Annotated in this window: 20 protein-coding genes and 2 pseudogenes; 9 read left to right on the plus strand and 13 right to left on the minus strand. The window is 62.6% G+C overall.

All coding sequences use genetic code 11. From position 1 onward, the window contains the following. Positions 1-6: 6 nt before the first annotated feature. The 3 genes from N5J71_RS18605 to N5J71_RS18615 are packed head-to-tail and all read right to left on the minus strand — an operon-like array spanning position 7 to position 2,257. On the minus strand, positions 7-912 hold the full coding sequence (locus N5J71_RS18605; protein WP_003460025.1) for a 5'-nucleotidase: 906 nt from the start codon (positions 910-912) through the stop codon (positions 7-9). Between the two features lie 2 nt (positions 913-914). Next, a complete protein-coding gene (locus tag N5J71_RS18610; RefSeq protein WP_279917386.1) occupies positions 915-1,871 on the minus strand; it encodes a putative 2-dehydropantoate 2-reductase in 957 nt (318 codons plus the stop codon). After that, a complete protein-coding gene (locus N5J71_RS18615) occupies positions 1,871-2,257 on the minus strand; it encodes a YbbN family protein (protein WP_279530390.1) in 387 nt (128 codons plus the stop codon). Before N5J71_RS18615 ends, N5J71_RS18610 begins: the two co-directional genes overlap by 1 nt. Here N5J71_RS18615 and N5J71_RS18620 point away from each other — a divergent pair. Continuing rightward, positions 2,256-2,669 carry a PilZ domain-containing protein gene (locus N5J71_RS18620; protein WP_279530389.1) on the plus strand — a complete coding sequence of 138 codons (414 nt, stop codon included), beginning with the start codon at positions 2,256-2,258 and terminating at the stop codon, positions 2,667-2,669. The two genes, N5J71_RS18615 and N5J71_RS18620, sit on opposite strands and share 2 nt — an antisense overlap. Before the next feature lie 194 nt (positions 2,670-2,863). Further along, a complete protein-coding gene (locus tag N5J71_RS18625; protein WP_039964564.1) occupies positions 2,864-3,940 on the plus strand; it encodes a 3-deoxy-7-phosphoheptulonate synthase in 1,077 nt (358 codons plus the stop codon). Between the two features lie 97 nt (positions 3,941-4,037). Here N5J71_RS18625 and N5J71_RS18630 read toward each other — a convergent pair whose 3' ends face one another. Together N5J71_RS18630 and N5J71_RS18635 are read right to left on the minus strand one after the other, a co-directional pair. Then, complete coding sequence (locus tag N5J71_RS18630) at positions 4,038-4,310, minus strand: GNAT family N-acetyltransferase (protein WP_003460019.1); 273 nt, start codon at positions 4,308-4,310, stop codon at positions 4,038-4,040. 138 nt (positions 4,311-4,448) lie between these two features. Then, the gene (locus tag N5J71_RS18635) at positions 4,449-5,822 is read right to left on the minus strand and encodes a GntP family permease (protein WP_279917387.1); all 1,374 of its coding nucleotides are present in this window, start codon (positions 5,820-5,822) and stop codon (positions 4,449-4,451) included. Positions 5,823-6,080: 258 nt separating this feature from the next. Here N5J71_RS18635 and oprI point away from each other — a divergent pair, with 258 nt between their 5' ends. After that, positions 6,081-6,332, plus strand: a complete 252-nt coding sequence (gene oprI, locus N5J71_RS18640) for an outer membrane lipoprotei OprI (protein ID WP_003239826.1) — start codon at positions 6,081-6,083, stop codon at positions 6,330-6,332. Positions 6,333-6,456: 124 nt separating this feature from the next. On the opposite strand, the gene N5J71_RS18645 is transcribed toward oprI, so the two are convergent. From N5J71_RS18645 to N5J71_RS18655, 3 genes are all read right to left on the minus strand, one after another. Next, a complete protein-coding gene (locus tag N5J71_RS18645) occupies positions 6,457-7,413 on the minus strand; it encodes a L,D-transpeptidase family protein (protein ID WP_279870755.1) in 957 nt (318 codons plus the stop codon). Positions 7,414-7,483: 70 nt separating this feature from the next. Further along, positions 7,484-7,765 (minus strand): hypothetical protein, encoded by a 282-nt coding sequence (locus tag N5J71_RS18650; RefSeq protein WP_279534879.1) that lies wholly within the window; start codon positions 7,763-7,765, stop codon positions 7,484-7,486. A 90-nt stretch (positions 7,766-7,855) separates the two neighbouring features. Beyond that, the gene (locus N5J71_RS18655; protein WP_147812105.1) at positions 7,856-8,461 is read right to left on the minus strand and encodes an arylesterase; all 606 of its coding nucleotides are present in this window, start codon (positions 8,459-8,461) and stop codon (positions 7,856-7,858) included. Positions 8,462-8,472: 11 nt separating this feature from the next. Between N5J71_RS18655 and N5J71_RS18660 the strand changes: the two genes are divergently transcribed. The 3 genes from N5J71_RS18660 to greB are packed head-to-tail and all read left to right on the plus strand — an operon-like array spanning position 8,473 to position 12,212. Continuing rightward, a complete protein-coding gene (locus N5J71_RS18660; protein ID WP_279917388.1) occupies positions 8,473-9,156 on the plus strand; it encodes an ABC transporter ATP-binding protein in 684 nt (227 codons plus the stop codon). Next, a complete protein-coding gene (locus tag N5J71_RS18665; RefSeq protein ID WP_279917389.1) occupies positions 9,156-11,660 on the plus strand; it encodes an ABC transporter permease in 2,505 nt (834 codons plus the stop codon). Before N5J71_RS18660 ends, N5J71_RS18665 begins: the two co-directional genes overlap by 1 nt. Before the next feature lie 54 nt (positions 11,661-11,714). Next, positions 11,715-12,212, plus strand: coding sequence for a transcription elongation factor GreB (gene greB, locus N5J71_RS18670; protein WP_003460007.1), 498 nt, complete (start codon positions 11,715-11,717; stop codon positions 12,210-12,212). A gap of 95 nt (positions 12,213-12,307) precedes the next feature. On the opposite strand, the gene N5J71_RS18675 is transcribed toward greB, so the two are convergent. Then, a complete protein-coding gene (locus N5J71_RS18675; RefSeq protein WP_021488972.1) occupies positions 12,308-12,616 on the minus strand; it encodes a hypothetical protein in 309 nt (102 codons plus the stop codon). A 465-nt stretch (positions 12,617-13,081) separates the two neighbouring features. Here N5J71_RS18675 and N5J71_RS18680 point away from each other — a divergent pair. Further along, positions 13,082-13,195, plus strand: a pseudogene (locus tag N5J71_RS18680) (lipase); the annotation flags it as partial. Between the two features lie 127 nt (positions 13,196-13,322). Continuing rightward, positions 13,323-14,316, plus strand: a pseudogene (locus tag N5J71_RS18685) (lipase secretion chaperone). A gap of 3 nt (positions 14,317-14,319) precedes the next feature. Here N5J71_RS18685 and gntR read toward each other — a convergent pair. From gntR to N5J71_RS18705, 4 genes are all read right to left on the minus strand, one after another. Then, positions 14,320-15,339, minus strand: a complete 1,020-nt coding sequence (gntR, locus tag N5J71_RS18690; RefSeq protein ID WP_003460001.1) for an HTH-type transcriptional regulator GntR — start codon at positions 15,337-15,339, stop codon at positions 14,320-14,322. Positions 15,340-15,515: 176 nt separating this feature from the next. After that, positions 15,516-16,529 (minus strand): TRAP transporter substrate-binding protein, encoded by a 1,014-nt coding sequence (locus N5J71_RS18695; protein ID WP_279917390.1) that lies wholly within the window; start codon positions 16,527-16,529, stop codon positions 15,516-15,518. A gap of 57 nt (positions 16,530-16,586) precedes the next feature. Further along, a complete protein-coding gene (locus tag N5J71_RS18700) occupies positions 16,587-17,864 on the minus strand; it encodes a TRAP transporter large permease (RefSeq protein WP_279917391.1) in 1,278 nt (425 codons plus the stop codon). 49 nt (positions 17,865-17,913) lie between these two features. After that, on the minus strand, positions 17,914-19,035 hold the full coding sequence (locus tag N5J71_RS18705; RefSeq protein ID WP_279917392.1) for a gluconokinase, GntK/IdnK-type: 1,122 nt from the start codon (positions 19,033-19,035) through the stop codon (positions 17,914-17,916). A gap of 157 nt (positions 19,036-19,192) precedes the next feature. On the opposite strand from N5J71_RS18705, the gene N5J71_RS18710 reads away from it, so the two are divergent. Next, complete coding sequence (locus N5J71_RS18710) at positions 19,193-21,271, plus strand: TonB-dependent receptor family protein (protein ID WP_279870761.1); 2,079 nt, start codon at positions 19,193-19,195, stop codon at positions 21,269-21,271. Positions 21,272-21,521 lie beyond the last annotated feature (250 nt).

Below are 21,521 nucleotides of genomic sequence, written 5' to 3' on the forward strand. Positions count from 1 at the left end.
CCAGGCTCAGGGCACCAACTCGTTGCTGACGCCATGGGGGACATGACCGGTCGCTACCACCTGGCGAGCTTTTTCACAGTGTCCGGTCTGGTCATCAAAGAACACATCGGCAGCGAAGGCCTCCAGCACCGCCGACTTGTCCAGCCCGCCAAGGAAGAAGGATTCATCCAGACGGATGTTCCATTCGCGCAGGGTGCGAATCACACGCTCATGTGCCGGCGCCGAACGCGCGGTAACCAGCGCCGTACGGATCGGGCAGTCTGCCTCGGGAAACTCCTGCTGCAGGCTGTGCAGTGCCGCCAGGAAGGGTTTGAAAGGCCCACCCAGCAGCGCCTGCCTTGCGGCTTCGCGCTCATGATCCTGGAAGGCGTTGAGACCGCCACTCTGGTAGACGCGCTCGGAATCGTCGGAGAACAGCACGGCATCGCCATCGAAGGCGATGCGCAGTTCGTTGCTGTTCGCCCGCCGCGCGCCACCGGAAAGCAGCGTGGCTGCGCCGAAACCGGCCTTCAGTGCATTACGCACATCGTCGGCATGAGTAGACAGAAACAGATGACAGCCAAAGGCCGCCAGATAAGGATCGGGGCTACGGCCGCCGACGAAGGCGGCGCGGGATATGCCGAGCCCGTAGTGCTGGATCGAGTTGAACGCACGCAGCCCGGTATCGGCGCTGTTACGCGACACCAGGATGACCTCCACGCGCTGTTCGCTGAGCCGTGTGTTCAGCCCAAGCAGCTTCTCCACCAGCGGAAAGGCGTCGCCCGGCATCAGCACTTCGTCTTCATGCTCGATCTGATAGCGGCGATAGGCTTCCACCCCTTCGCTTTCGTAGATCTGGTGACTTTCACTCAGATCGAACAGCGCCCGCGAGGAAATCGCCAGCACCAGTTTGTCCCCCAGCCCCTTACCCATGCTTAGGCCTCCCGGCGAGCCTGAATGAAACGTAGCGCCTGATACAGGGCGCGCACCTTGGGCATATCGAAACCCGCGGCATCGGCAGCCGCCAGAGGTGCTTCATAGATGGCGTGCAGCTCGGCCGGTCGCCCCTGGGCAAAGTCGTGGTACATGCTCGGCAGGTAATCGGGCATGCGCTGTGTGGCGGTCAGCAATTTGTTCGCATAGCTGTCCGGCATGACGTAGCCCAGTACCTGAGCAGCCTGCACCACTTCCTGCATCATGTCAGCGATCAGTGCGCGGCTGTCAGCATTACCCATCAGGCGCCGTGTATCGGCATCGAGCAGCACCGACAGGCCGTTATAAGGGATATTCCACACCAGCTTCTGCCAGCGCGTCTGCGCCAGATCACGCATTGCCGCCGAATCCAGGCCGGTGCTGCGCAGCAGGCTGGCGCCCTCCTCGACCAGCGCCAGACGCGCATCGTCGTCATCCAGCGGCCCGGAGTGATAGGCCAGGTTGATCGCACCCAAGGCCTGATGCTCGATCACCCCGGGGGCACTGCGATGAACGCAGATGTAGCAGAGCCCACCGAGCAGATGCAGATCGTCACGCAACAACGGACGCAGCTCATCCTCCACCGCCAGGCCATTCTGCAACAGCACCACCTTGGCACCCGGCGCGGCCGCTTTGGCAATCAGGGGTGCCAGCTCGGCATTGGCCGTGGTCTTGGCACCGACCAGCAACCAGTCGCACGGAGGCATCTCGTCAACATACTGGTAGGCCTGTACCGGCGCCAGATTCAGTGCGCCATGCACCGCGCTGTTCAACTGCAGGCCGCGCTCGACCACCGCGCTGTACTCGCTGCGCAGCAGAAAGTGCACATCATGGCCGGCACGAGTCAGCAATATGCCGTAGAAACCACCGATGGCGCCGGTACCGATGATACCGATACGTGGCACGGGGGATTGGGACATCAGGGAAGCTCCTCAGCCGGACGAAGCAACGCCTCGTGCATGGCGGTTAACAGATCGCAATGGGTAAGGCGCGCAGACAGTGCGCCAAAGAAATGACCGTCCTTGACCATAAACAACGCTGGCAAATGGAAAACTTCGTAGCGCGCCACCAGCCCGGCGTTATGGCCTGCATCGATCCAGCACAGGCGCTCGAGCGGTAGCGGCATGGCGGGCAACGCCTGGCGTGCCCAGCGACAGCTGGCACAGCCCGTGCTTGTGAAAACCACCAGCGAGGTACCGGGAAGATCGAGCAGGCAGCGGTCGGCATCCAGATCGGTCAGTTCCAGTTGCGTCGCTATACTGAAGTCACTGATATCAGTTTGCCTGCACTCGAGGTCGGTGTTCATGCGTAAATTTCTGCGTCATCCAAGTGACATGCCGGTGGAGTTGGTGTTGCGCAGACAGTCCTGCATCCCCCGGCAACGGCTGAACAATATCAGCCTGGGCGGGGTCGCATGCAAGTCATCACGGGGCTTTCGTCGCGGCACCTCGGTCGAGCTGCGCATCCCGCTGCTGGGCGATCAGGCGCGCTATCCCGGCGTGGTAGCCTGGTGCCGACGCCAGGAGAGCGACTATCTGGTGGGCATCGCCTTCATCGATGAGGACACCCTGTTCCGCGCCCGCATGGTCGAACAGGTCTGCCAGATCCAGCATTACCGGCAACAGCTCGAACACGAGTCTGGCCAGCCAGTTGCCATCGAGCAATGCGCGCAGGACTGGATCGCCAGGCATGCCGCCACCTTTCCCGACCTGGCCTGAAGCCACTGTGGTACAGGCAGACAATCATTCGATACTGCCCATCTATCGGGCCTATTGAACTTAACGCCCATTGTCGCGCAGCCGCGTACGCGCTAAGGTTCGGCTCCCCCTGCACCAACTAGCTGTGCACCGCCATAGGGGATCGCTGGCGGCCGGCACCCGTGACCTGACGACCTGACCCGATGAATAGCACGATGGCTGATTTACCGATCGACGACCTTAACGTCGCTTCCAACGAAACCCTGATCACCCCCGATCAGCTCAAACGCGAAATCCCTCTGACCGATGCCGCGCTGAAGACCGTCGCCCATGGTCGTCAGGTGGTACGCGACATCCTCGACGGCAAGGATCATCGCCTGTTCGTGGTCGTCGGCCCTTGCTCCATCCACGACATCAAGGCCGCTCATGAGTACGCCGAGCGCCTCAAGGTGCTGGCTGCCGAGCTATCCGACAGCCTGTTCCTGGTCATGCGCGTGTACTTCGAGAAGCCGCGCACCACGGTCGGCTGGAAAGGCCTGATCAACGACCCCTATCTGGATGACTCGTTCAAGATCCAGGACGGCCTGCACATCGGCCGCAAGCTGCTGCGCGACCTGGCAGAAATGGGCCTGCCCACCGCCACCGAAGCGCTCGATCCGATTTCCCCGCAGTACCTGCAAGATCTGATCAGCTGGTCGGCCATCGGCGCGCGCACCACCGAGTCCCAGACCCACCGCGAAATGGCCTCGGGCCTGTCCTCGGCAGTCGGCTTCAAGAATGGTACTGACGGCGGTCTGACCGTGGCGATCAATGCACTGCAGTCGGTTTCCAGCCCACACCGCTTCCTCGGCATCAACCAGGAAGGCGGCGTGTCCATCGTCACCACCAAGGGCAACGCCTACGGTCACGTGGTACTGCGCGGCGGCAACGGTAAACCCAACTACGATTCGGTCAGTGTGGCCATTTGTGAGCAGGAACTGACCAAAGCCGGCATCCGTCCGAACATCATGGTCGACTGCAGCCACGCCAACTCCAACAAGGACCCGGCCCTGCAGCCGCTGGTGCTGGAGAACGTCGCCAACCAGATCCTCGAGGGCAACAACTCCATCGTTGGTCTGATGGTCGAGAGCCACCTGGGCTGGGGCAATCAGTCGATTCCGAAGAACCTGTGCGACCTCAAGTACGGCGTATCCATCACCGATGCCTGCATCGACTGGGATACCACCGAGAAAAGCCTGCGCAGCATGCACGCCAAGCTCAAGGATGTACTGCCCAAGCGTCCTCGTGGCTAAGCGGTAGTGCAGCAAAGCAAACGCCGGGCATTGCCCGGCGTTTTCATATCTGCGCTCAACGTAGGGTGGGCTTCAGCCCACCTCTGCCGTGCCGACTCTACTGGTGCCGCGAACGGCGTTCCATGTAGCGCTCAACATACGAACAGGAGGGAATCACCGTATAGCCCTTGCCTTCGGCATACTGCAGGGCATGTTCGGTGAGCGCGGCGGCAATACCGCGCCCGCGCAGGGTATTGGGGACGAAGGTGCGATAGATATCCAGCGTCTGCTTGCCCAGATCCATATAGGCCAGATAGGCGCGATCACCATCGACGGTCGTCACGAACTGATGACTCGTCTGGTCGTGATGGATGGAAAGCCCTTCGCTCATCTTCTCTCCTCAAGCCGCAAACCGTTAGCGGCGCACCTATTTTTACCTCATACCCGCATGTCGACGAAAGCGTAAATTTACATTTCAGCGCATTCCCTTCACGGCCCGGCCTTGCGGGCACAGACTGCCCGCGCAGATTCAGAAGCTCAGAAGTGCAATGCACAGCAATACGGCAACCACCGGAATCAACACGGTGATGACGAAGATGTCCTTGTAGGCCTGCTTGTGCGTCAAGCCCATGATCATCAGCATGGCGATCACCGCACCGCAGTGCGGCAGCGAGTCCAATCCACCCGCAGCAATATTGGCGATACGGTGCAACACCTCAGGCTCGATGCCCATTTCCAGGTAGCTGGGCGCCAGCGTCTGCATGAAAATCTGCAGGCCACCGGAAGACGAACCGACGATCCCGGAAACCACACTGACCGAAGCGAACACCGACAGCAGCGGCGGCAGATCCACCGCCAATATCCATTGGGCGAACTGGGCAAAACCCGCAGTCTGCGTCACCACACCGCCAAAACCGATCACCGCAGCCGTATTGAGCAGCGGCATGATCGCATCATCGGCCCCCTGCCCAAGCAGACTGACCGTGTTACGGCGCAGGCTCGGGAACAGCATCACGGCCACCCCTGTGGCAATCACCAGGGCCAGGCTGGGCCAGAGAATCGGCTGCGCCTGACTGAAGGCCAGCAAGCCTCCCAGCGCGCTCTCACCAGGCGTAGCCATACCTGTTAAGGCGAGCAAGCGCGGCAACAGAATGATCCCCAGCACCACGATGATCGGCACCAGCGCCATCCCCCAGTGCGGCCCGCTACCGGGCGTGCCGGCCAACTGCTGCATGCGCTCATCCTGAGCATTGGGCTCGAAGCCCTCGCCACGCTCACGCGCCAGACGCCACTCGCGCTGCAGATAGGCCATCCCCAGAACGATCATCACCAGCGATGCGAACAAACCGATCCAGGCACCGGCGAACAGATCGGTCCCCAGCGCACTGGCGGCGATCACGTTATGAATCGAAGGTGAGCCAGGCAACGCCGTCATGGTGAAGGTGCCAGAGCCCAGCGCAGTGGCGGCACAGAATAGCCGCTTGGGCAGGTTGGCCTCGCGCATCAGGGTGATGCCCAGCGGATACATGGTGAAGATCACTACGAACACCACGACCCCGCCATAGGTCAGCACGGCACATACCAGCATTGCCACCCAGAGCGTGCGTTGCGTGCCCAGCCCACGGGTGATGGCCTGAGCGATACTGCTGGCGGCCTGGCTGGCAGCCATGACCTTGCCGAAGATCGCACCGCAGAGAAACAGCACGAAGAACTTGCCGGCGAAGGTAAAGGCGCCCAACGGACCAAAAGGAAAATGCTCGAGTAACGCTCCCGGTACCGCTACACCATTGCTCAACGCCACCAGAATGGAACAAAGCAATGCCGCGATGAATATATTCACCCCACGCAACGCCATGAAGATAAGTAACGCCAAACCGAGCAACAGCCCCAAATTCCCAAGCATCTGCGTTCCCTCTTTTTGTTTTAGTTGCAAAGCTGGGGCATTTATAACAGCTGGTAAAAGCGTTGCACTGTTGCGATTGCGTAACTGAGTGTTTTTTAGCCAACCCCCTTGGGCGGCACCCTGCGCGCAGAAAAAAAACTGCAACTCTTGCCTTGGCTCCGTTTACTTACTAAAAGTAATAGGTAGTATGTACGCCGGCTAATTTCCCACAGTAGGGAAATTGCTTTTTATGGAAAACTCCACCTAAAGGGGAACACGATGAACAACGTTCTGAAATTCTCTGCTCTGGCTCTGGCCGCAGTTCTGGCTACCGGTTGCAGCAGCATGTCCAAAGAAACCGAAGCTCGTCTGACTGCTACCGAAGACGCAGCTGCCCGCGCTCAAGCCCGTGCCGACGAAGCCTACCGCAAGGCTGATGAAGCTCTGGCCGCCGCTCAGAAAGCTCAGCAGACCGCTGACGAAGCCAACGAGCGCGCTCTGCGCATGCTGGAAAAAGCAAGCCGCAAGTAATTTGCGACTCGTTTTTAGAAAGCCGCCCAGGCAACTGGTGCGGCTTTTTTATTGGGCGGCGCTGACCAGGCAATAAAAAACCCGCCAACACGAATGCAGGCGGGTTGTAGACTACGGTATCGAATCAGAACGGGTTGTCACTGCTCGCAACGACTTGCTCGGTCTGCGCGGCAATCGGTACTGGCATACCGTCTTCGGCAGCCACCACCTCGCGTACCATGTCCCAGTCAAGACGCAGACCGCTGAGCTCGTCGCGCTTGAGCAGGGCGTTGATCACGGCCGTGTGCTTGTCGACAACCGACGGAACACCTTCATCGTCGAGCGGCGCATGCGCTTCCAGGTAGACCTTGTCGCCACTCACGCCGAACTTGTAGGGCTCATTGATGATGCGCACCGGCGTTCCCACCGGCACCATGTCCGCCAGTTCCAGCACGTTATGGTTGAGCATGCGGAAGCAGCCATGGCTGACGCGCATGCCAATACCGAACTTCTTGTTCGAACCGTGGATCAGGTAGCCCGGGAAGGACAACGTCATCTTGTACGGCCCCAACGGGTTGTCCGGGCCAGGCGGCACAACGGTGGGCAGAATGTCGCCCTCGGCAGCGTGCTCTTCGCGAATCGACTTGGGCGGATACCAGGCCGGGTTCGGCGTCTTGACGGTCACACGCCCGGTTCCCAATGGCGAGCCCCAGCCTTCACGGCCGATACCCAACGGAAAGGTGTGCACCACATTCTGCCCTTTCGGGAAGTAATACAGACGGTATTCGGCCAGGTTGATCACGATACCTTCGCGCGGGCCAGGTGGCAGCACATAGCGGGTCGGCAGGATGATCTCGGTTCCCTCACCCGGCAGCCAGGGATCGACACCGGGGTTGGCGGCGACCATTTCCAGGTAGCCAAGATCGTTAGCCGTTCCCAGATCGGCGAACGTATCCTCGTACTTGGCCTTGATCACCTGTACCTGGCCCACCACATCCTCGCCTGACGGCGGCAATGGCAGTTCGAGAGCCTGCACCGTGGCACTGCAGCACAGTGCGAGCAACGTCAGGCAGCGGTTGACCGCAGAGAAGTGCGACAACATCCGGGATGTCCCCTGTGAATGGAAAGATATGGCGTCGATTGTACACCGCGTTTATGGCAGCGGGCAGGCCTCAGCCGTCCGCCCAGTTCGAGCACAGACCCTGCCGCTGCGCCTCGAGCGTCGCCAAACAGGCGGGACAGAGTCGACTATCGCGCAGCCAGGGCTTTTCCAGTGCCTGCCAGCGTGGCCGGGCCGGTAACAAACCGCCACACAATGTCCGATCAGCATGGCCGCCCAGACGCAACTGGCGAGCCACCAGATGCACACGCACCTCACGACAGGCGAACAGATCCAGCTGCTCATCCGGCTCGATCAATTGATAGGCGTATAGGGACCAGGCGAGACGCGGCATCTGGGGCTCCGTGACAGGCCGGCCACATTAGCCGAAAGGCTCGAGGCGGAAAAGCCTTGCTCATTGCAGTGTGCTGCACTCAAAACCGACTCAGAGCATGGGTTTGAGCGTCGGCCAGACATTATCCAGCAGTATTTCCTGCGCAGCCTCGGTCGGATGAATGCCGTCGGCCTGCATCATGCCCGGTACACCGCCCACCCCCTCAAGGAAGAACGGCACCAGCGGCACCTGCTTCTGCTCCGCCAGATCAGTGAAAACCTGGGCGAAAGCCGTGGTGTAACGCACGCCATAATTGGGTGGCAGCTTCATCCCCAACAGCAGCACCTTGGCCCCGGCCTGCTGCGACTGCTCGACCATCGACGCAAGATTCTGTTGCAATTGCGCAGGGGGCTGTCCACGCAGCCCGTCATTGCCACCCAACTCGATGATGACCAGCTCCGGCTTGTGCTCGACAAGTAGCGCAGGCAGCCGTGCGGCGCCGCCTGCACTGGTGTCGCCACTGATCGAGGCATTGACCACCTGATGCTCGAACCCCTCTTGCACCAGGCGTTTTTCCAGCAAAGCGACCCAGCCTTGCCGGCTATCCAGGCCAAAAGCGGCGCTGATACTATCGCCGACCACAAGCAGGGTGCCTGCAACCGCTCCCTGAGCCCAAAACATCAGGGTCAAGGCACCACTGAGCCACCATGCACGCATTTGGAATCTCCATGACTTCGAGCATTCTCGCTGCGCGGAACCTTAGCAAAGTGGTCAACAGCGCGGAAGGCGCACTGACCATCCTTCATGATCTCGACCTGGAACTGAACAAAGGCGACAGCCTGGCCATTGTCGGCGCCTCTGGCTCCGGCAAGTCCACCCTGCTCGGTTTGCTCGCCGGCCTCGATCTACCCAGCGGCGGCGCTGTATTGCTGGCCGGCAAGAACCTCAGCGAACTCGACGAAGACCAGCGTGCACGCCTGCGCGCCGAGCATGTTGGCTTCGTTTTCCAGTCGTTCCAGTTACTCGACAGCCTCACTGCGCTGGAAAACGTCATGCTGCCGCTGGAGCTGGAAGGTCATGCCGATGCCCGTCAGCGCGCCCGCGCCCTGCTCGAACGGGTTGGCCTCGGTCAGCGTCTGACGCACTATCCGCGCCAGCTCTCCGGTGGCGAACAACAGCGTGTGGCCATCGCCCGCGCCTTCGCCGCCGAGCCGGATGTCTTGTTCGCCGACGAGCCCACCGGCAACCTCGACAGCCATACCGGCGAGCGCATCACCGAACTGCTCTTTCAGCTCAACCAGGAGCGCGGTACCACGCTGGTACTGGTCACCCATGACGAGCGCCTGGCGCACCGTTGCCAGCGCCTGATCCGCCTGGAAGCCGGGCACCTGATCGATCGCGTGGAGCCCTGATGAAACGCGTGCCCCTGTCTCGCCTGTTTTCGCTCGCTGCCCGCCAACTGCTGCGCGATGCTCGCGCCGGCGAGTTGCGGGTGCTGTTCTTCGCCTTGCTGGTGGCCGTGGCCTCCAGCAGCGCCATCGGCTATTTCAGCGCACGACTGAACGACGCCATGCTGCTGCGCGCCAGTGAATTTCTCGCTGCAGACCTGCGCCTGAGCGGTAGCACGCCCGCCAGCCAGGAGCAGATCGATGCAGGACTCAAGCTGGGGCTCGACCATGCTCAGGCCGTGGAATTTTCCAGCGTGGTCGCGGCACAGGGCGGCATTCAGTTGGCCAGCGTCAAGGCAGCCAGCAACTCTTATCCGCTGCGCGGAGAGCTGCGCAGTGCAACCGAACCCTATGCCCCGGAAGAAGCCGGCCCCGGCCCACGACCTGGGGAAGTCTGGGCCGAAGCACGGCTGATGGCCGCGCTGAACCTGAACATCGGTGATGAACTGGAAATAGGCGCCAGGACTCTGCGCCTTAGCCGCGTCTTGACCTATGACCCGGACACCGCCGGCGATTTCTACAGCCTGACACCGCGCGTGCTGATGCATCTGGACGACCTAGCCGCGACCGAGGTGGTACAACCCGGCAGCCGCGTACGATTTCGTGAACTCTGGCGCGGCGACGCCAATGCCCTGGCGGCCTACCGTCAGGCAGTCGAAGCCGGCCTGCAGCCCAACCAGCGCCTGGATGACGCGCGCGACGGCAATCGCCAGGTCGGCGGCGCCCTCGGTCGCGCCGAACGTTATTTGAACCTGGCCAGCCTGGCCGCCGTATTGCTCGCCGGTGTCGCTGTGGCCCTGTCAGCGGCACGCTTCGCTGCCCGGCGCTTCGATGCCAGCGCCCTGCTGCGCTGCCTCGGCTTGTCGCGGCGTGAAGCGCTGGCCCTGTTCGGCCTGCAACTGGCACTGCTCGGGCTAGTCGCCTGCGTGATTGGCGCCCTGCTCGGCTGGGCTGGGCAGCACGTTCTTTTCTACTTGTTGCGCGGGCTGATCCCGGACGACCTGCCACCTGCCGACCTGTGGCCCGCATTGGCCGGGATGGCCACCGGCCTGGTGGCGCTGGCCGGTTTCGCCCTGCCGCCGCTGGCGGCACTCGGCCGCGTGCCACCGCTGCGAGTGCTACGCCGCGATATGCTGCCGCTACCGGCCAGCTCCTGGCTGGTCTACGGCGCAGCGCTGATCGCACTGGGTTTGATCATGTGGCGCCTGAGCCTGGATCTGCGCCTGACGCTGGCACTGCTGGGTGGCGGACTACTCGCTGCATTGCTGCTCGGCAGCCTGTTGTTGCTCGGCTTGCAAAGCCTACGCCGCCTGCTGCAACGCGCCGCCCTGCCCTGGCGCCTGGGTCTGGGCCAGTTGCTGCGCCATCCGCTGGCTGCAGCCGGACAATCGCTGGCCTTCGGTCTGATCCTGCTGGCCATGGCGCTGATCGCCCTGCTGCGCGGCGAGCTGCTCGATACCTGGCAGGACCAGTTGCCGGAGGACGCGCCCAATCACTTCGCGCTCAACGTGCTGCCGGCCGAGCGCGATGCCTTCGCCGCGCGCCTGGCTGAACTGTCTCCACACCCGGCGCCGCTGTATCCGGTGGTACCGGGTCGCCTGATCATGATCAACGGCGAGCCGGTGCGCCAATTGGTAACCAAGGAAAGTCGCGGCGAGCGGGCCATTCAGCGCGACCTGAGCCTGACCTGGGCCGAGGATCTGCCATCCGACAACCTGATCACCGCTGGCAATTGGTGGGGCGCCGCGCACGCCAGCGAGCTGCCTGGCGTTTCCGTCGAATCCGAGCTGGCCGAAAGCCTGCAACTGAAGCTCGGCGACCAGTTGCGTTTCAATGTCGGCGGTATCGAACGCGACGCGCAGGTCACCAGCCTGCGCCAGGTGGATTGGGACAGTTTCCAGCCCAACTTCTACATGATCTTCGAGCCGCAGACCCTGCAGGACCTGCCTGCCACCTATCTGACCAGCTTCTACCTGCCGCCCGGCCAGGACGCGGAGCTGGTAGCCCTCAGCCGCGCCTTCCCCAGCGTGACGCTGCTGCAGGTCGACGCCCTGCTGGCGCAACTGCGCAGCATCCTCGCTCAGGTCACCCTGGCCATCGAGTACGTACTGCTGTTCGTGCTCGCCGCCGGCATCACCGTGCTGCTCGCCGGGCTGCAGGCAACCCTGGATGAACGCATTCGCCAGGGCGCGCTGCTGCGCGCACTGGGCGCCGAACGCAAGCTGCTGATCAGCGCTCGCCGCGCCGAGTTCGGCCTGCTCGGCGCGGCTGCCGGCCTGCTGGCCGCGCTGGGCTGCGAGCTGGTGAGCTTTCTGCTCTATCGCTATGCATTCGACATGAGCTGGCAACCGCACCCCTGGCTGCTTCTTCTGCCACTGATCGGCGCGCTGCTGATCGGTCTGGCCGGCGTGCTCGGCACCCGCCGCGCACTGAATGCCAGCCCGTTGAGCGTGCTACGCGAAGGCTGAGAACCGTGAGAGGGGTTTGCTAAACTTGGCGCCCCTCTTCATCCCCGAGACACCATGAGCCGCTATCGCCCCCCTCGCCCTGCCGGTACACCACTGATCACGCCAGAGGGCGAAGCGCGCCTGCGTGCCGAGCTTCACGAGTTGTGGCATGTGCGCAGGCCACAGGTGACGCAATCGGTCAGCGAAGCGGCGGCCCAAGGCGATCGCTCGGAGAACGCCGAATACACCTACGGCAAGAAGATGCTGCGCGAGATCGACAGTCGCGTGCGCTTTCTCACCAAGCGTCTGGAAAAGCTCAAGGTCGTCAGCGACAAGCCGTCCGATCCGAACAAGGTGTACTTCGGTGCCTGGGTCACCATCGAAGACGAAGACGGCGAACAGTCGCGCTACCGCATCGTCGGCCCCGACGAGCTGGACCTGAAACAGGGCCTGATCAGTATCGACTCGCCTCTGGCCCGCGCCCTGGTCGGCAAGGAGCTGGACGCCGAAGTGCGGGTGCACAGCCCCAGTGGTGAGAAGACCTGCTACATCGTCGAGATCGAATATCCGTAGGTGCTGTAGGGGCTCGGCTCGCGAATACTGGCGCTTAAAAAGCTTCGCGAGCAGAGCTCGCTCCTACGCAGATGGCCGGCTTCCCCACAGTCCAACTAGCGCCGGGTAATCAGCCCCTGACGCGCCACCCGCACCAGCTCACCGACGGTTTGTGCCACGTCCTCGGCGCTGGGGGCCTGGATCACCGCCAGGTCGAAGCTGTCCCGCGCAAAACGACTCAGCGACTCGCCGTTCTGCACGAACTGGATGCGAAAGGCACGCGACCCGGCCCAGCGCTTGGGCCAGCCTTCGAGATAGCGCAGCAAGGTGGGCTGGTGGCTGCCGCCCAGCAGCACACGCGGGTTGCGCAGCAGCAGGCCCGAGGTGATGGGCGCCAGACGAATAAGGGGTTGGGGACAGATCATGGTCGAGTCTCCGCCTCGAAAATCCCGCTGGGCAGCGGTGAGAGGCGACACCGAACCAGCGCTTTAGCGGAATTTCAGGCGTTGATGACAACCCCCTGTGGCGCCCCGCAAGTAGCTGTTTAAATCGGCGCAGGACGGCATCCTAGAGAAGCCCACGGCAAACTGTCAAGGCGCCCCCACTTCGACCCCAACCTTCGATTGGGCGACGGTCAGTCCGCGCATTTCCATCCGCTCAAAAGACCCGTTCCTGGCCCTGGACGCCCCGCCTGGCCAGATCGATTGCGGCCCTCGGCGCGACCTGACGTTTCGGCACGTAACAGAAAGTACGCAGCGATATCGAGGCCAAGTCGCCCGAAAACCCCGGAAGGCGCCTGTATAGAGGGTTCGCCGGAAACTGCAGGACGATGGCATGTTTCCTGCGATCGTTCTTGCGCCGTACGCGCCACGGAATGGGCGTGATCTGTAATGAACCACCTCGACGAGGTTAACCAGACCCTGGGCCTGACCAGCCTGTTCGAGACCGACCCGGTGACGGTCTACCGCCAGCACGCCAACCGCCTGAAGAACGCCGGGCTCTGAACTGCTGCGCTTCGTAGGCTGCGCCGTGCGCACCGGATGCTGGGAACGTCGGCATTTCGGTGCGCTCGGCGCACCCTGCGAGGTACCAGCGCTGAGCAATGGTTCGAACGCCTTAATGGAACCTGCCGTGAAGAAAACCCTGTCCGCCCTGCCTTTACTGATCGTTGCCGGCCTGGCGTTGATGCTTTACCTGCAACCCGGACACCAACCGACCCAATTCACACCTCCCGCCGCCACTGCCACGGCTACGCAGCCCGTGCAGGCTCCGGCTGCAGAGGCCTTAACACCGACCGACCAAGACACACAGAAGAAGGCCACGACGCTGGCCCTGCCCAGCTCCTTCGTCGGCACCGAAGTCGACGGCAGCTTTCGCGTGGACGCTGCCGGCAATCTGATCATCAGCGAAGACATCCGCCGGATCTTCGATTACTTCCTCGCCAGCATCGGCGAGGAAAGCCTGGATGCCAGCGTGTCACGTCTGCGCAACTACATCGACAGCCAATTGCAGGAACCTGCACGGGCCCGCGCAGGCCTTGCTGGAGCAATACCTGAGCTACAAGCGTGAGCTGGTGCTGCTGGAGCGCGACCTGCCGCAAATGGCCAGCCTGGATGCCATGCGCCAGCGCGAGACCGTCGTGCAGACCCTGCGCGCAAGACTGTTCGACAGCGAAACCCACCAGGCCTTCTTCGCCCGTGAGGAAGGCTACAACCGCGTCACCCTGGAGCGCCTGACCATCCAGTACGACAGCACAATGAGCGCAGAGGAGAAAGGCGTTGCCGTCGACCGCCTGCGCGCATCCCTGCCTGAAGAGCTGCAGCAGCACACCGCACGCCTGCAGGCCGAAGGCGCCAGCGCGGCGCAGATCCGCCAGATGCGTCAGCAGTTGGTAGGCGCCGAAGCCACCACGCGCCTGGAGGCGCTGGATAGCCAACGACAGAGTTGGCAGCGGCGCCTGGATGACTACATCACTGCCAAGGCGAAGATTCAGGTCAATGAGGGACTCAGCAGCGGCGACAAGCGCGCGGCGATCGAGGCGCTGGCTGCAGAACGTTTCGATGAGCGTGAACGCCTGCGCCTGGACGCCGCCGAGCAATTGGCGGCGGCCACCAAGAAGCAGTAGGCCTCAGGCGCTGTCGCGCATCACCAGTTCGAAACCGACGTCAATGCAGTGCTGTTCCGGCATTTCGCCACGCATCAGCGCCAGCAGCATGTTCGCCGCCAGCTCGCCGATACGCCCACGCGTGGTACGTACCGTGCTCAGCGCCGGATGCATCCAGGCCGCTGCCGGCAGGTCGTTGAAACCGGCGATGGCCAGGCGTCCCGGCACGTCCAGGCCCAGCTGACGCGCGCGGAACAGCGCGCCCATGGCCAGGTCGTCGTTGTTGAAGAACACCGCATCAATCTGCGGCTGCTGCGCCAGCAGGCGATCGAGCAACTCGGCGCCCAAGCCGATGGATGACAACTGCGGTGTCAGCAACTCCAACGCCGGATCATGTCGATTGAGGTAGCGCATCACCTGTCGGTAGCCTTCTGCACGCTGCAAGGTGCGCGGGTCAAGCTGCGCTGCGGCGAAGGCGATATGGCGGTAACCACGCTGCACCAGGGCACGGGTCATGGCGGCGCCGGCTTCGACCTGAGAGAAGCCGACGCAGTAATCCTCCGGCTCCTCGCTCAGCTCCATCAGCGTTACCAACGGGCAACTGCTGGCGCCGAGGATTTCGCGCGCCGCGTCGCTGCGCTCGAAACCCGTAAGCAGCAGACCCGCTGGCTGGTGCGCCAGATAGGAACGCAACAGGCGCTCATCCTCCTCGACCCGGTAGTGACTGACGCCGATCATCATTTCGAAGCCGGCCGGCATCAGCACCCGCTGGATGGCCTCCACGGTGTCGACGAACACCGAGTTCGACAGCGACGGGATCACCACAGCCACCAGGTTCGAGCGTGAACTGGCCAATGCCCGCGCTGCCGGGTTGGGCACGTAACCCAGCGCCTGGGCCGCGCGCATCACCTGCTCGCGCAGCGCATCAGACACCCGCCCCGGCTGCGACAGCGCGCGCGAAGCGGACATCAACGAGCAGCCCGCGGCCTTGGCCACATCGGACAGGGTGACACGTTCGGCAGATCGGCGTCGGCGTTGAGTCATAGCGCCTCCATTGGTTAGCAGCGGATGATTCTACCAGCGCTGCCGTTGAATAAAGCGCGGGACACGCCGCCCGGGGTAACGCCACCATGCAAGGAGCGTTACCACCTGCGTGCCCCGCAAAACTGCGAGCCCGCCCAGCATCAGCGGCGTACTGGCCGCCATTCCTGGGCCAGCCCTTATAGAGCGGCCTTTTCGGCTTCAGCCTGGACCTGATCGAACAGCTGCTGGCCAACCGTGTCGACGACCTTCTGGATCGCCGGTGCGGCCTGCTCACGCATGCGCTGCACCTCGGCCGGCGCCACTTCGTTGATCTGCATGCCCTTGTCTTTCAGCTCGGCCAACGCACGGGCGGCTTCCTCACGGGTGTCCTGGCGCTCGAAGTCGCGCGCCTTCTTTGCCGCTTCCAGCAGGATGCTCTGCTCGGTTGGCGACAGGCCGTCCCACCAGCGCTTGGACACGGTGACGATCCACGGGCTGTACACATGGTTGGTCACGGTCAGGTACTGCTGCACCTCGTAGAACTTCGAGGAAAGAATGGTGTTGAAAGGGTTTTCCTGGCCATCGACGGCCTTGGTCTCCAGCGCGGTGAACAGCTCGGAGAACGGTAGCGGTACGGCGTTGGCGCCCATCAGCTTGAAGGTTTCGAGAAACACCGGGTTGGGCATCACGCGCAGCTTGACCCCGGAAAAGTCCTCCAGCCTGGTGATGGGCCGGGCATTGTTGGTCAGGTTGCGAAAGCCGTTCTCCCAATACACCAGCCCGACCAGGCCTTTCTCTTCCAGCTTGTCCATGACCTGGCGCCCCACCGGGCCGTCGAGCACGGCATCGGCCTGCTCGGCACTGCTGAACAGGAACGGCGTGTCCCACACGGCCATTTCTCTGGTGATACCCACCAGAGTCGCGGTAGAGCCGACCATCATTTCCTGCGCCCCACCGATCAGCGCGCTCTGCATCTGGTCGTCGGAACCCAGGCTGGCGGCGACGAAAGTGCGCACCTTGAGTTTGCCGTCGGAAGCCTTGGCCACCTCTTCGGCGAACAGCTTGGCCGCACGACCCTGGTTGCTGTTCTCGTTGAGACCGTAACCGAAGCGGATCATGCGTGAGCGCACGTCATCGGCATGGGCGGTGAAACTGGCGAGCGGGCTGCACAGCATGGCAGCGGTGAGGATGGCGAGCAGTGGACGTTTCATCGGGTCTACCTCTTATTGTTGTAAAGGATGACGGCGCACCAGCGCCGCTAGGTCAACTCAGCGCAACCAGGCCAACGGCACGGTGACGATGGCCGGGAACGCCACCAGCAACGCGACGATGATCAGGTAAATCAGGAAGAACGGCATGACGCCGCGTACCAGCACCTCCATGCGCAACTTGCCGATACCGCCGACGACGTTAAGCACGGTGCCCACAGGCGGCGTGATCAGGCCGATGGAGCCGATCAGCACGAACATCACGCCGAAGTACACCGGATCGACCCCAGCCTTGATCGCGATGGGCGCCAGCACTGGCGCCAGAATCAGGATGGTCGGCGTCAGGTCGAGCACCATGCCCACTGCGATCATCAGCAGCATGATCGCCAGTACCAGCAGTTTGGGGTGCTCGGCCAGCGGCCCGAGCATGGCGCCGATTTCGTCAGGCAACTGCGCCAGGGTAATCATGTAGGCCGAGACCGTGGCCGCGGCGCAGAGGAACATCACCGACGCCGTGGTGCGACTGGCACGGGTCAGGGTCTCCATCAGGTCGCTCCAGCTCAGCTCGCGGTAGAGCAAGGTGGACACGGCCAGCGCGTACATGGCGGCTACCACGGCGGCCTCGGTGGGCGTGAAGATGCCGAAGCGCAGACCGCCAACGATGATCACCGGCAGCATCAGGGCAGCGGCGCCGTCGATCAGCACGCGGCGACGCTCGGCGGCGCTGGCCTTGGGCGGTGTGGGCTCGGTGAAACCACGGGCGATCAGCGTCCAGGCGACGATCAGGCCGGCGCCCATGATCAATCCCGGCACCAGCCCGGCCATGAACAGCTGGCTGATGGAGGTGTTGGTGACCACGCCATAGATCACGAACGGCATCGACGGCGGAATGATCGGCGCGATGATGCCGCCAGCGGCTACCAGGCCCGCCGAGGAATGCACCGGATAACCGCGCTGACGCATCATCGGCAACAGCAATGTGGCGAGCGCAGCAGTATCGGCCAGTGCCGAACCGGACATGCTGGCCAGCAGCACGGCGGCCGCAATGGCAACGTAGCCGAGGCCACCGCGCAGGTGGCCAAAGTAGGCCTGCGCCATGGCGATGATGCGCCGGGAAATGCCGCCGGCGTTCATCAGCTCGCCGGCCAGGATAAAGAACGGTACCGCCAGCAGCGGGAAGCTGTCAGCGCCGGCGAGCAGGTTCTGCGCCAGCAACTGCACGTCCCAGAAATCCAGGTACCACATCAGTACGGCCGCAGTGAGGATCAGGGCGAAGGCGATGGGCATACCGAATGCCATGAACCCCAGCAGGGAAGAAAGAAATACCGCGACAGTCATCGACAGGTCCTCGCTGGGCAGTGCCCGTCTTGTTGGAATTGGGCCAGCATCATTCGACGTGCGCTTGGGTCAGCGTCGCCTGCGGCGTACGCCGCCAGAGGTTGACCAACTGCACCACCGCCAGAATCGCCAGCACCAGCATGCTCGCCAGCACCGGCAGCATCGCCAGCACCACCGGATAACCGACCACGGTACTGACGTTGCCCCAGCCGAACTGCACCTGATTCCAGGCGCCCAAGGCCGAGAGCAGGCTCGCTCCTGCCACGAGAATCCAGCTCAGCGAATCCACCAGTCGCTGCGCCAGCAGCGGGAAGCGGTCACGAATCATGCGGAAGGTCATCAGCTCGCCACGACGCATACCAGAAGCCACACCGACGAAGACCAGCCAGACGAACGCCAACCGTGAAAGCTCCTCGGCGCCCGGCCAGCCGGTGCCGAAGGCGTAGCGCAGCACCACATTGGTAAACACCGCCACCACCATGAAGGCCATCAGCACCGCCATCAGGCCATCGGTCAGGCGATCGAACATGCGCGCGATGCGACCCTCATAGATCGGTTCGGCGCCTAGCTGGGCCGCTTGGTTAGCGCTATCAATTTCGCTATCGAGCATATCCTGGGCCTGGCTCGACACGGCCTCCGTGGCTTCGCGACGAACCCAGGCCTGGATATCGGCCACCAACGCTTGCCGCGACTGCTGCGCATCGACGACTCGTACGTATGGTTCACCTGCCGGGCTTTCGAGGGTGGCGAACTGGCTGTCGACCAGAGAAGTCGGCATGAAATGTCCAGGCCGAGCACCGACACGCTGCACCGCGGTGGCGTGATCAATATCCAGATGCACGAACTGCAACCCCGGAACCACCTGACGCAGGCGCTCGCGGTAAGCGCGCTTGAGCGCCGAGCAGGCCAGCACGAAGCATTCACCTGCGGCCTGCGCGCCCTGAATCTGCTCGCACAGTGCATCCAGCCAGTGGCGACGGTCTTCGTCGCTCAGCGCGTTGTCCGCGCGCATGCGCTCTATGTTTTCGGGAGGATGGAAATGATCGGCTTCGATATGGCGCCAACCGAGTGCGGTGGCGACCCCCTGGCTGATCTCGCTCTTGCCGGAGCCACTGACCCCCATGACCACCAGGGTGGTACGGGCGGCCAATGCGCAAGACTGCTGTTGCATGGGAACTCCATGGGCACCATCGAGGTGGCGCCGCTCATTGTTTGATCCAAATGTCAGCGCTACCCAAATCATCCGACAACCCTATTTCGGCAACATTTCGTAGAGCATTTCCGCTAATGGCTATCACCCAGCGCTGGCCCGCTACTGGCTGCCCGCATTGTTCCTGCCACTGGCTGCACAGGCCGAAAACGCCACCTACCAGGCCGACCCACTGGTGATCACCGGCAGCCGCTATCTGGCCAGCGGCTGGCAACTGCCCTTCTCGGTCAACCGCATCGATGCCGAACAGGCCACACTGGGCAAAACCGGCGTCAACCTCTCCGAAGCACTCGGCAGCGTTCCGGGACTGGTGGTGCAGAATCGGCAAAACTATGCGCAGGATCTGCAAATATCCTCACGCGGCTTTGGCGCCCGCTCGGCCTTCGGTATTCGTGGCATCAAGCTGCTGGCTGATGGTGTGCCGCTGTCCAATCCGGACGGCCAGGGCCAGGCGGCGACCTTCGACCTCGACACCCTGGAGCGCATCGAGGTCCTGCGTGGGCCATTCGCCAGCGTCTACGGCAGCAACTCCGGTGGTGTCATCCAGCTGTTCTCGCGCGATGGCGAAGGTGCCCCCAAGGTCGCGCTCGACACCTCCCAGGCCGCTTACGGCACCAGCCGTACCCGCGTCTCGGCCGAAGGCGGCAACGACAGAGCCGGTTTCATCATCAACCGCTCGCATTTCGAGACAGACGGTTACCGCGACCACAGCGGCGCCATCCTCGACAAGACCTTTGCCAAGCTGACCCTGTACCCGGATGACCTCAGCAAGCTCAGCCTGAGCTTCAGCGAACTGGATCAGAACGACACCCAGGACCCGCAGGGGCTGGAGTGGAAAGATGTAAAAGCCAACCGGCGTGCTGCCGCGCCTAGCGCTCTGGAGTTCAATACGCGCAAGACCGTTGATCATCGTCAATTCGGTCTCAACTACGAACGCAGCTTTGCCGCTGGCATCTGGCAAAGCACGCTGTACAGCGGGACACGGCGGGTGATTCAGTACCAGTCGATTCGCCCAAACTTTCAAGCACCACAAAGCCACTCCGGCGGAGTGATCGACTTCGAGCGCCGCTTCCACGGTATCGGCAACCGCTGGATTCAATCGTTCGACCTGGGTAGCAGCCTGCTGACCGTCACCACCGGCCTGGACTACGACTATTCGCGCGATGACCGTCAGGGCTACGAGAACTTCGTCGGTGACACCCTCGGTGTGAAGGGCGATCTGCGCCGCGACGAGCGTAATGAGGTCACCAGTCTGTCGCCCTATCTGCAGGCAGCCTGGCAATTGGGCAAGCTAGAGATACAGGCTGGGCTGCGCTACAACCATGTCGAATTCGATGTAGATGACAATTTCATCCTCTCCAATGCCTGCCTGAACCCGCAAACCGAAAATTGCGACGACAGTGGCTCCGTCACCTACCGTGAATGGACCCCAACCCTGGGCGCCAGCTATGCCCTGCTGCCAAACTTGAATATCTATGCCAGCTGGGGCAAGGGCCTGGAGACACCCACGCTCAACGAACTCTCCTACTCAGGCCCAGGCAACAGCTTCGGCTTCGATCTGAAACCTGCAACTAGCGAGCAGTTCGAGATTGGGCTGAAAGCCCGTCTGGCCGAGGCCACCAATCTGCAAGTGGCGCTGTTCCAGATCGATACCGACGACGAGCTGGTCGTAGCATCGGCCAGTGGTGGCCGCAACAGCTTCCAGAACGCCGCCCAAACCCGCCGCCGTGGCCTTGAGCTTTCCCTGGAAAGCCATCTGAGCGAAACCCTGCGCGCCAACCTCGCCTACACCCACATCGACGCCACTTACAGCAAGGATTTCACCAGTCGTAATCAACTCGTAGAATCCGGCAAGCACATGCCAGGCATTCCCGCCAACACCCTGTATGGTGAACTCGCCTGGCAGCCGGTGGGCTGGTTCAGCACCGCAGTCGAAGGCCTATACCGCAGCAAGCTGTACGTCGAGGACAGCAATACTGCCAAGGCAGCGCCCAGCTATGCACTGTTCAACTGGCAGGCACGCTTCGAGCAGAAGGTCGGTGCAATGACTTTCAACCAGGTGCTACGCATCGACAACCTGTTGGATCGCGAGTACATCGGCTCGGTGATAGTCGGTGACCGCAACGGCCGCTACTACGAACCCGGCCCGGAGCGCGCCTGGTATGTTGGCGCGGGCGTGCAGTACCAGTTCGATTGAGCTTGGCGAAGCATGCGCGCATCCAATACCCGGTCCTGAGACCCTCTGCCCCACTTGTGGGGTAAGGCGCCGGATACGCACGCGTTCAAAATCGGGTAGGAGACGGGGTTACCCCCGCCGTCCTCCCACACCACCGTACGTACGGTTCCGTATAAGGCGGTTTACGTCGTAGCGTTCCGTGCAAGTATCGGGCTTTGGCAATCGCTGCTACCTCACCCCGCTACGCCGCCTCTATCCGCTTCCTGTTCGT

This window comes from Ectopseudomonas oleovorans (assembly GCF_029845265.1).
GTDB classification, from domain to species: Bacteria; Pseudomonadota; Gammaproteobacteria; order Pseudomonadales; family Pseudomonadaceae; genus Aquipseudomonas; species Aquipseudomonas oleovorans.

Bases quoted from the DNA above. Each gene is read 5' to 3' on its own strand.
- N5J71_RS18605 (WP_003460025.1), bottom strand. From the start codon at position 912: ATGGGTAAGGGGCTGGGGGACAAACTGGTGCTGGCGATTTCCTCGCGG.
- N5J71_RS18610 (WP_279917386.1), bottom strand. From the start codon at position 1,871: ATGTCCCAATCCCCCGTGCCACGTATCGGTATCATCGGTACCGGCGCC.
- N5J71_RS18620 (WP_279530389.1), top strand. From the start codon at position 2,256: ATGCGTAAATTTCTGCGTCATCCAAGTGACATGCCGGTGGAGTTGGTG.
- N5J71_RS18615 (WP_279530390.1), bottom strand. From the start codon at position 2,257: ATGAACACCGACCTCGAGTGCAGGCAAACTGATATCAGTGACTTCAGT.
- N5J71_RS18625 (WP_039964564.1), top strand. From the start codon at position 2,864: ATGGCTGATTTACCGATCGACGACCTTAACGTCGCTTCCAACGAAACC.
- N5J71_RS18630 (WP_003460019.1), bottom strand. From the start codon at position 4,310: ATGAGCGAAGGGCTTTCCATCCATCACGACCAGACGAGTCATCAGTTC.
- N5J71_RS18635 (WP_279917387.1), bottom strand. From the start codon at position 5,822: ATGCTTGGGAATTTGGGGCTGTTGCTCGGTTTGGCGTTACTTATCTTC.
- oprI (WP_003239826.1), top strand. From the start codon at position 6,081: ATGAACAACGTTCTGAAATTCTCTGCTCTGGCTCTGGCCGCAGTTCTG.
- N5J71_RS18645 (WP_279870755.1), bottom strand. From the start codon at position 7,413: ATGTTGTCGCACTTCTCTGCGGTCAACCGCTGCCTGACGTTGCTCGCA.
- N5J71_RS18650 (WP_279534879.1), bottom strand. From the start codon at position 7,765: ATGCCGCGTCTCGCCTGGTCCCTATACGCCTATCAATTGATCGAGCCG.
- N5J71_RS18655 (WP_147812105.1), bottom strand. From the start codon at position 8,461: ATGCGTGCATGGTGGCTCAGTGGTGCCTTGACCCTGATGTTTTGGGCT.
- N5J71_RS18660 (WP_279917388.1), top strand. From the start codon at position 8,473: ATGACTTCGAGCATTCTCGCTGCGCGGAACCTTAGCAAAGTGGTCAAC.
- N5J71_RS18665 (WP_279917389.1), top strand. From the start codon at position 9,156: ATGAAACGCGTGCCCCTGTCTCGCCTGTTTTCGCTCGCTGCCCGCCAA.
- greB (WP_003460007.1), top strand. From the start codon at position 11,715: ATGAGCCGCTATCGCCCCCCTCGCCCTGCCGGTACACCACTGATCACG.
- N5J71_RS18675 (WP_021488972.1), bottom strand. From the start codon at position 12,616: ATGATCTGTCCCCAACCCCTTATTCGTCTGGCGCCCATCACCTCGGGC.
- gntR (WP_003460001.1), bottom strand. From the start codon at position 15,339: ATGACTCAACGCCGACGCCGATCTGCCGAACGTGTCACCCTGTCCGAT.
- N5J71_RS18695 (WP_279917390.1), bottom strand. From the start codon at position 16,529: ATGAAACGTCCACTGCTCGCCATCCTCACCGCTGCCATGCTGTGCAGC.
- N5J71_RS18700 (WP_279917391.1), bottom strand. From the start codon at position 17,864: ATGACTGTCGCGGTATTTCTTTCTTCCCTGCTGGGGTTCATGGCATTC.
- N5J71_RS18705 (WP_279917392.1), bottom strand. From the start codon at position 19,035: ATGCAACAGCAGTCTTGCGCATTGGCCGCCCGTACCACCCTGGTGGTC.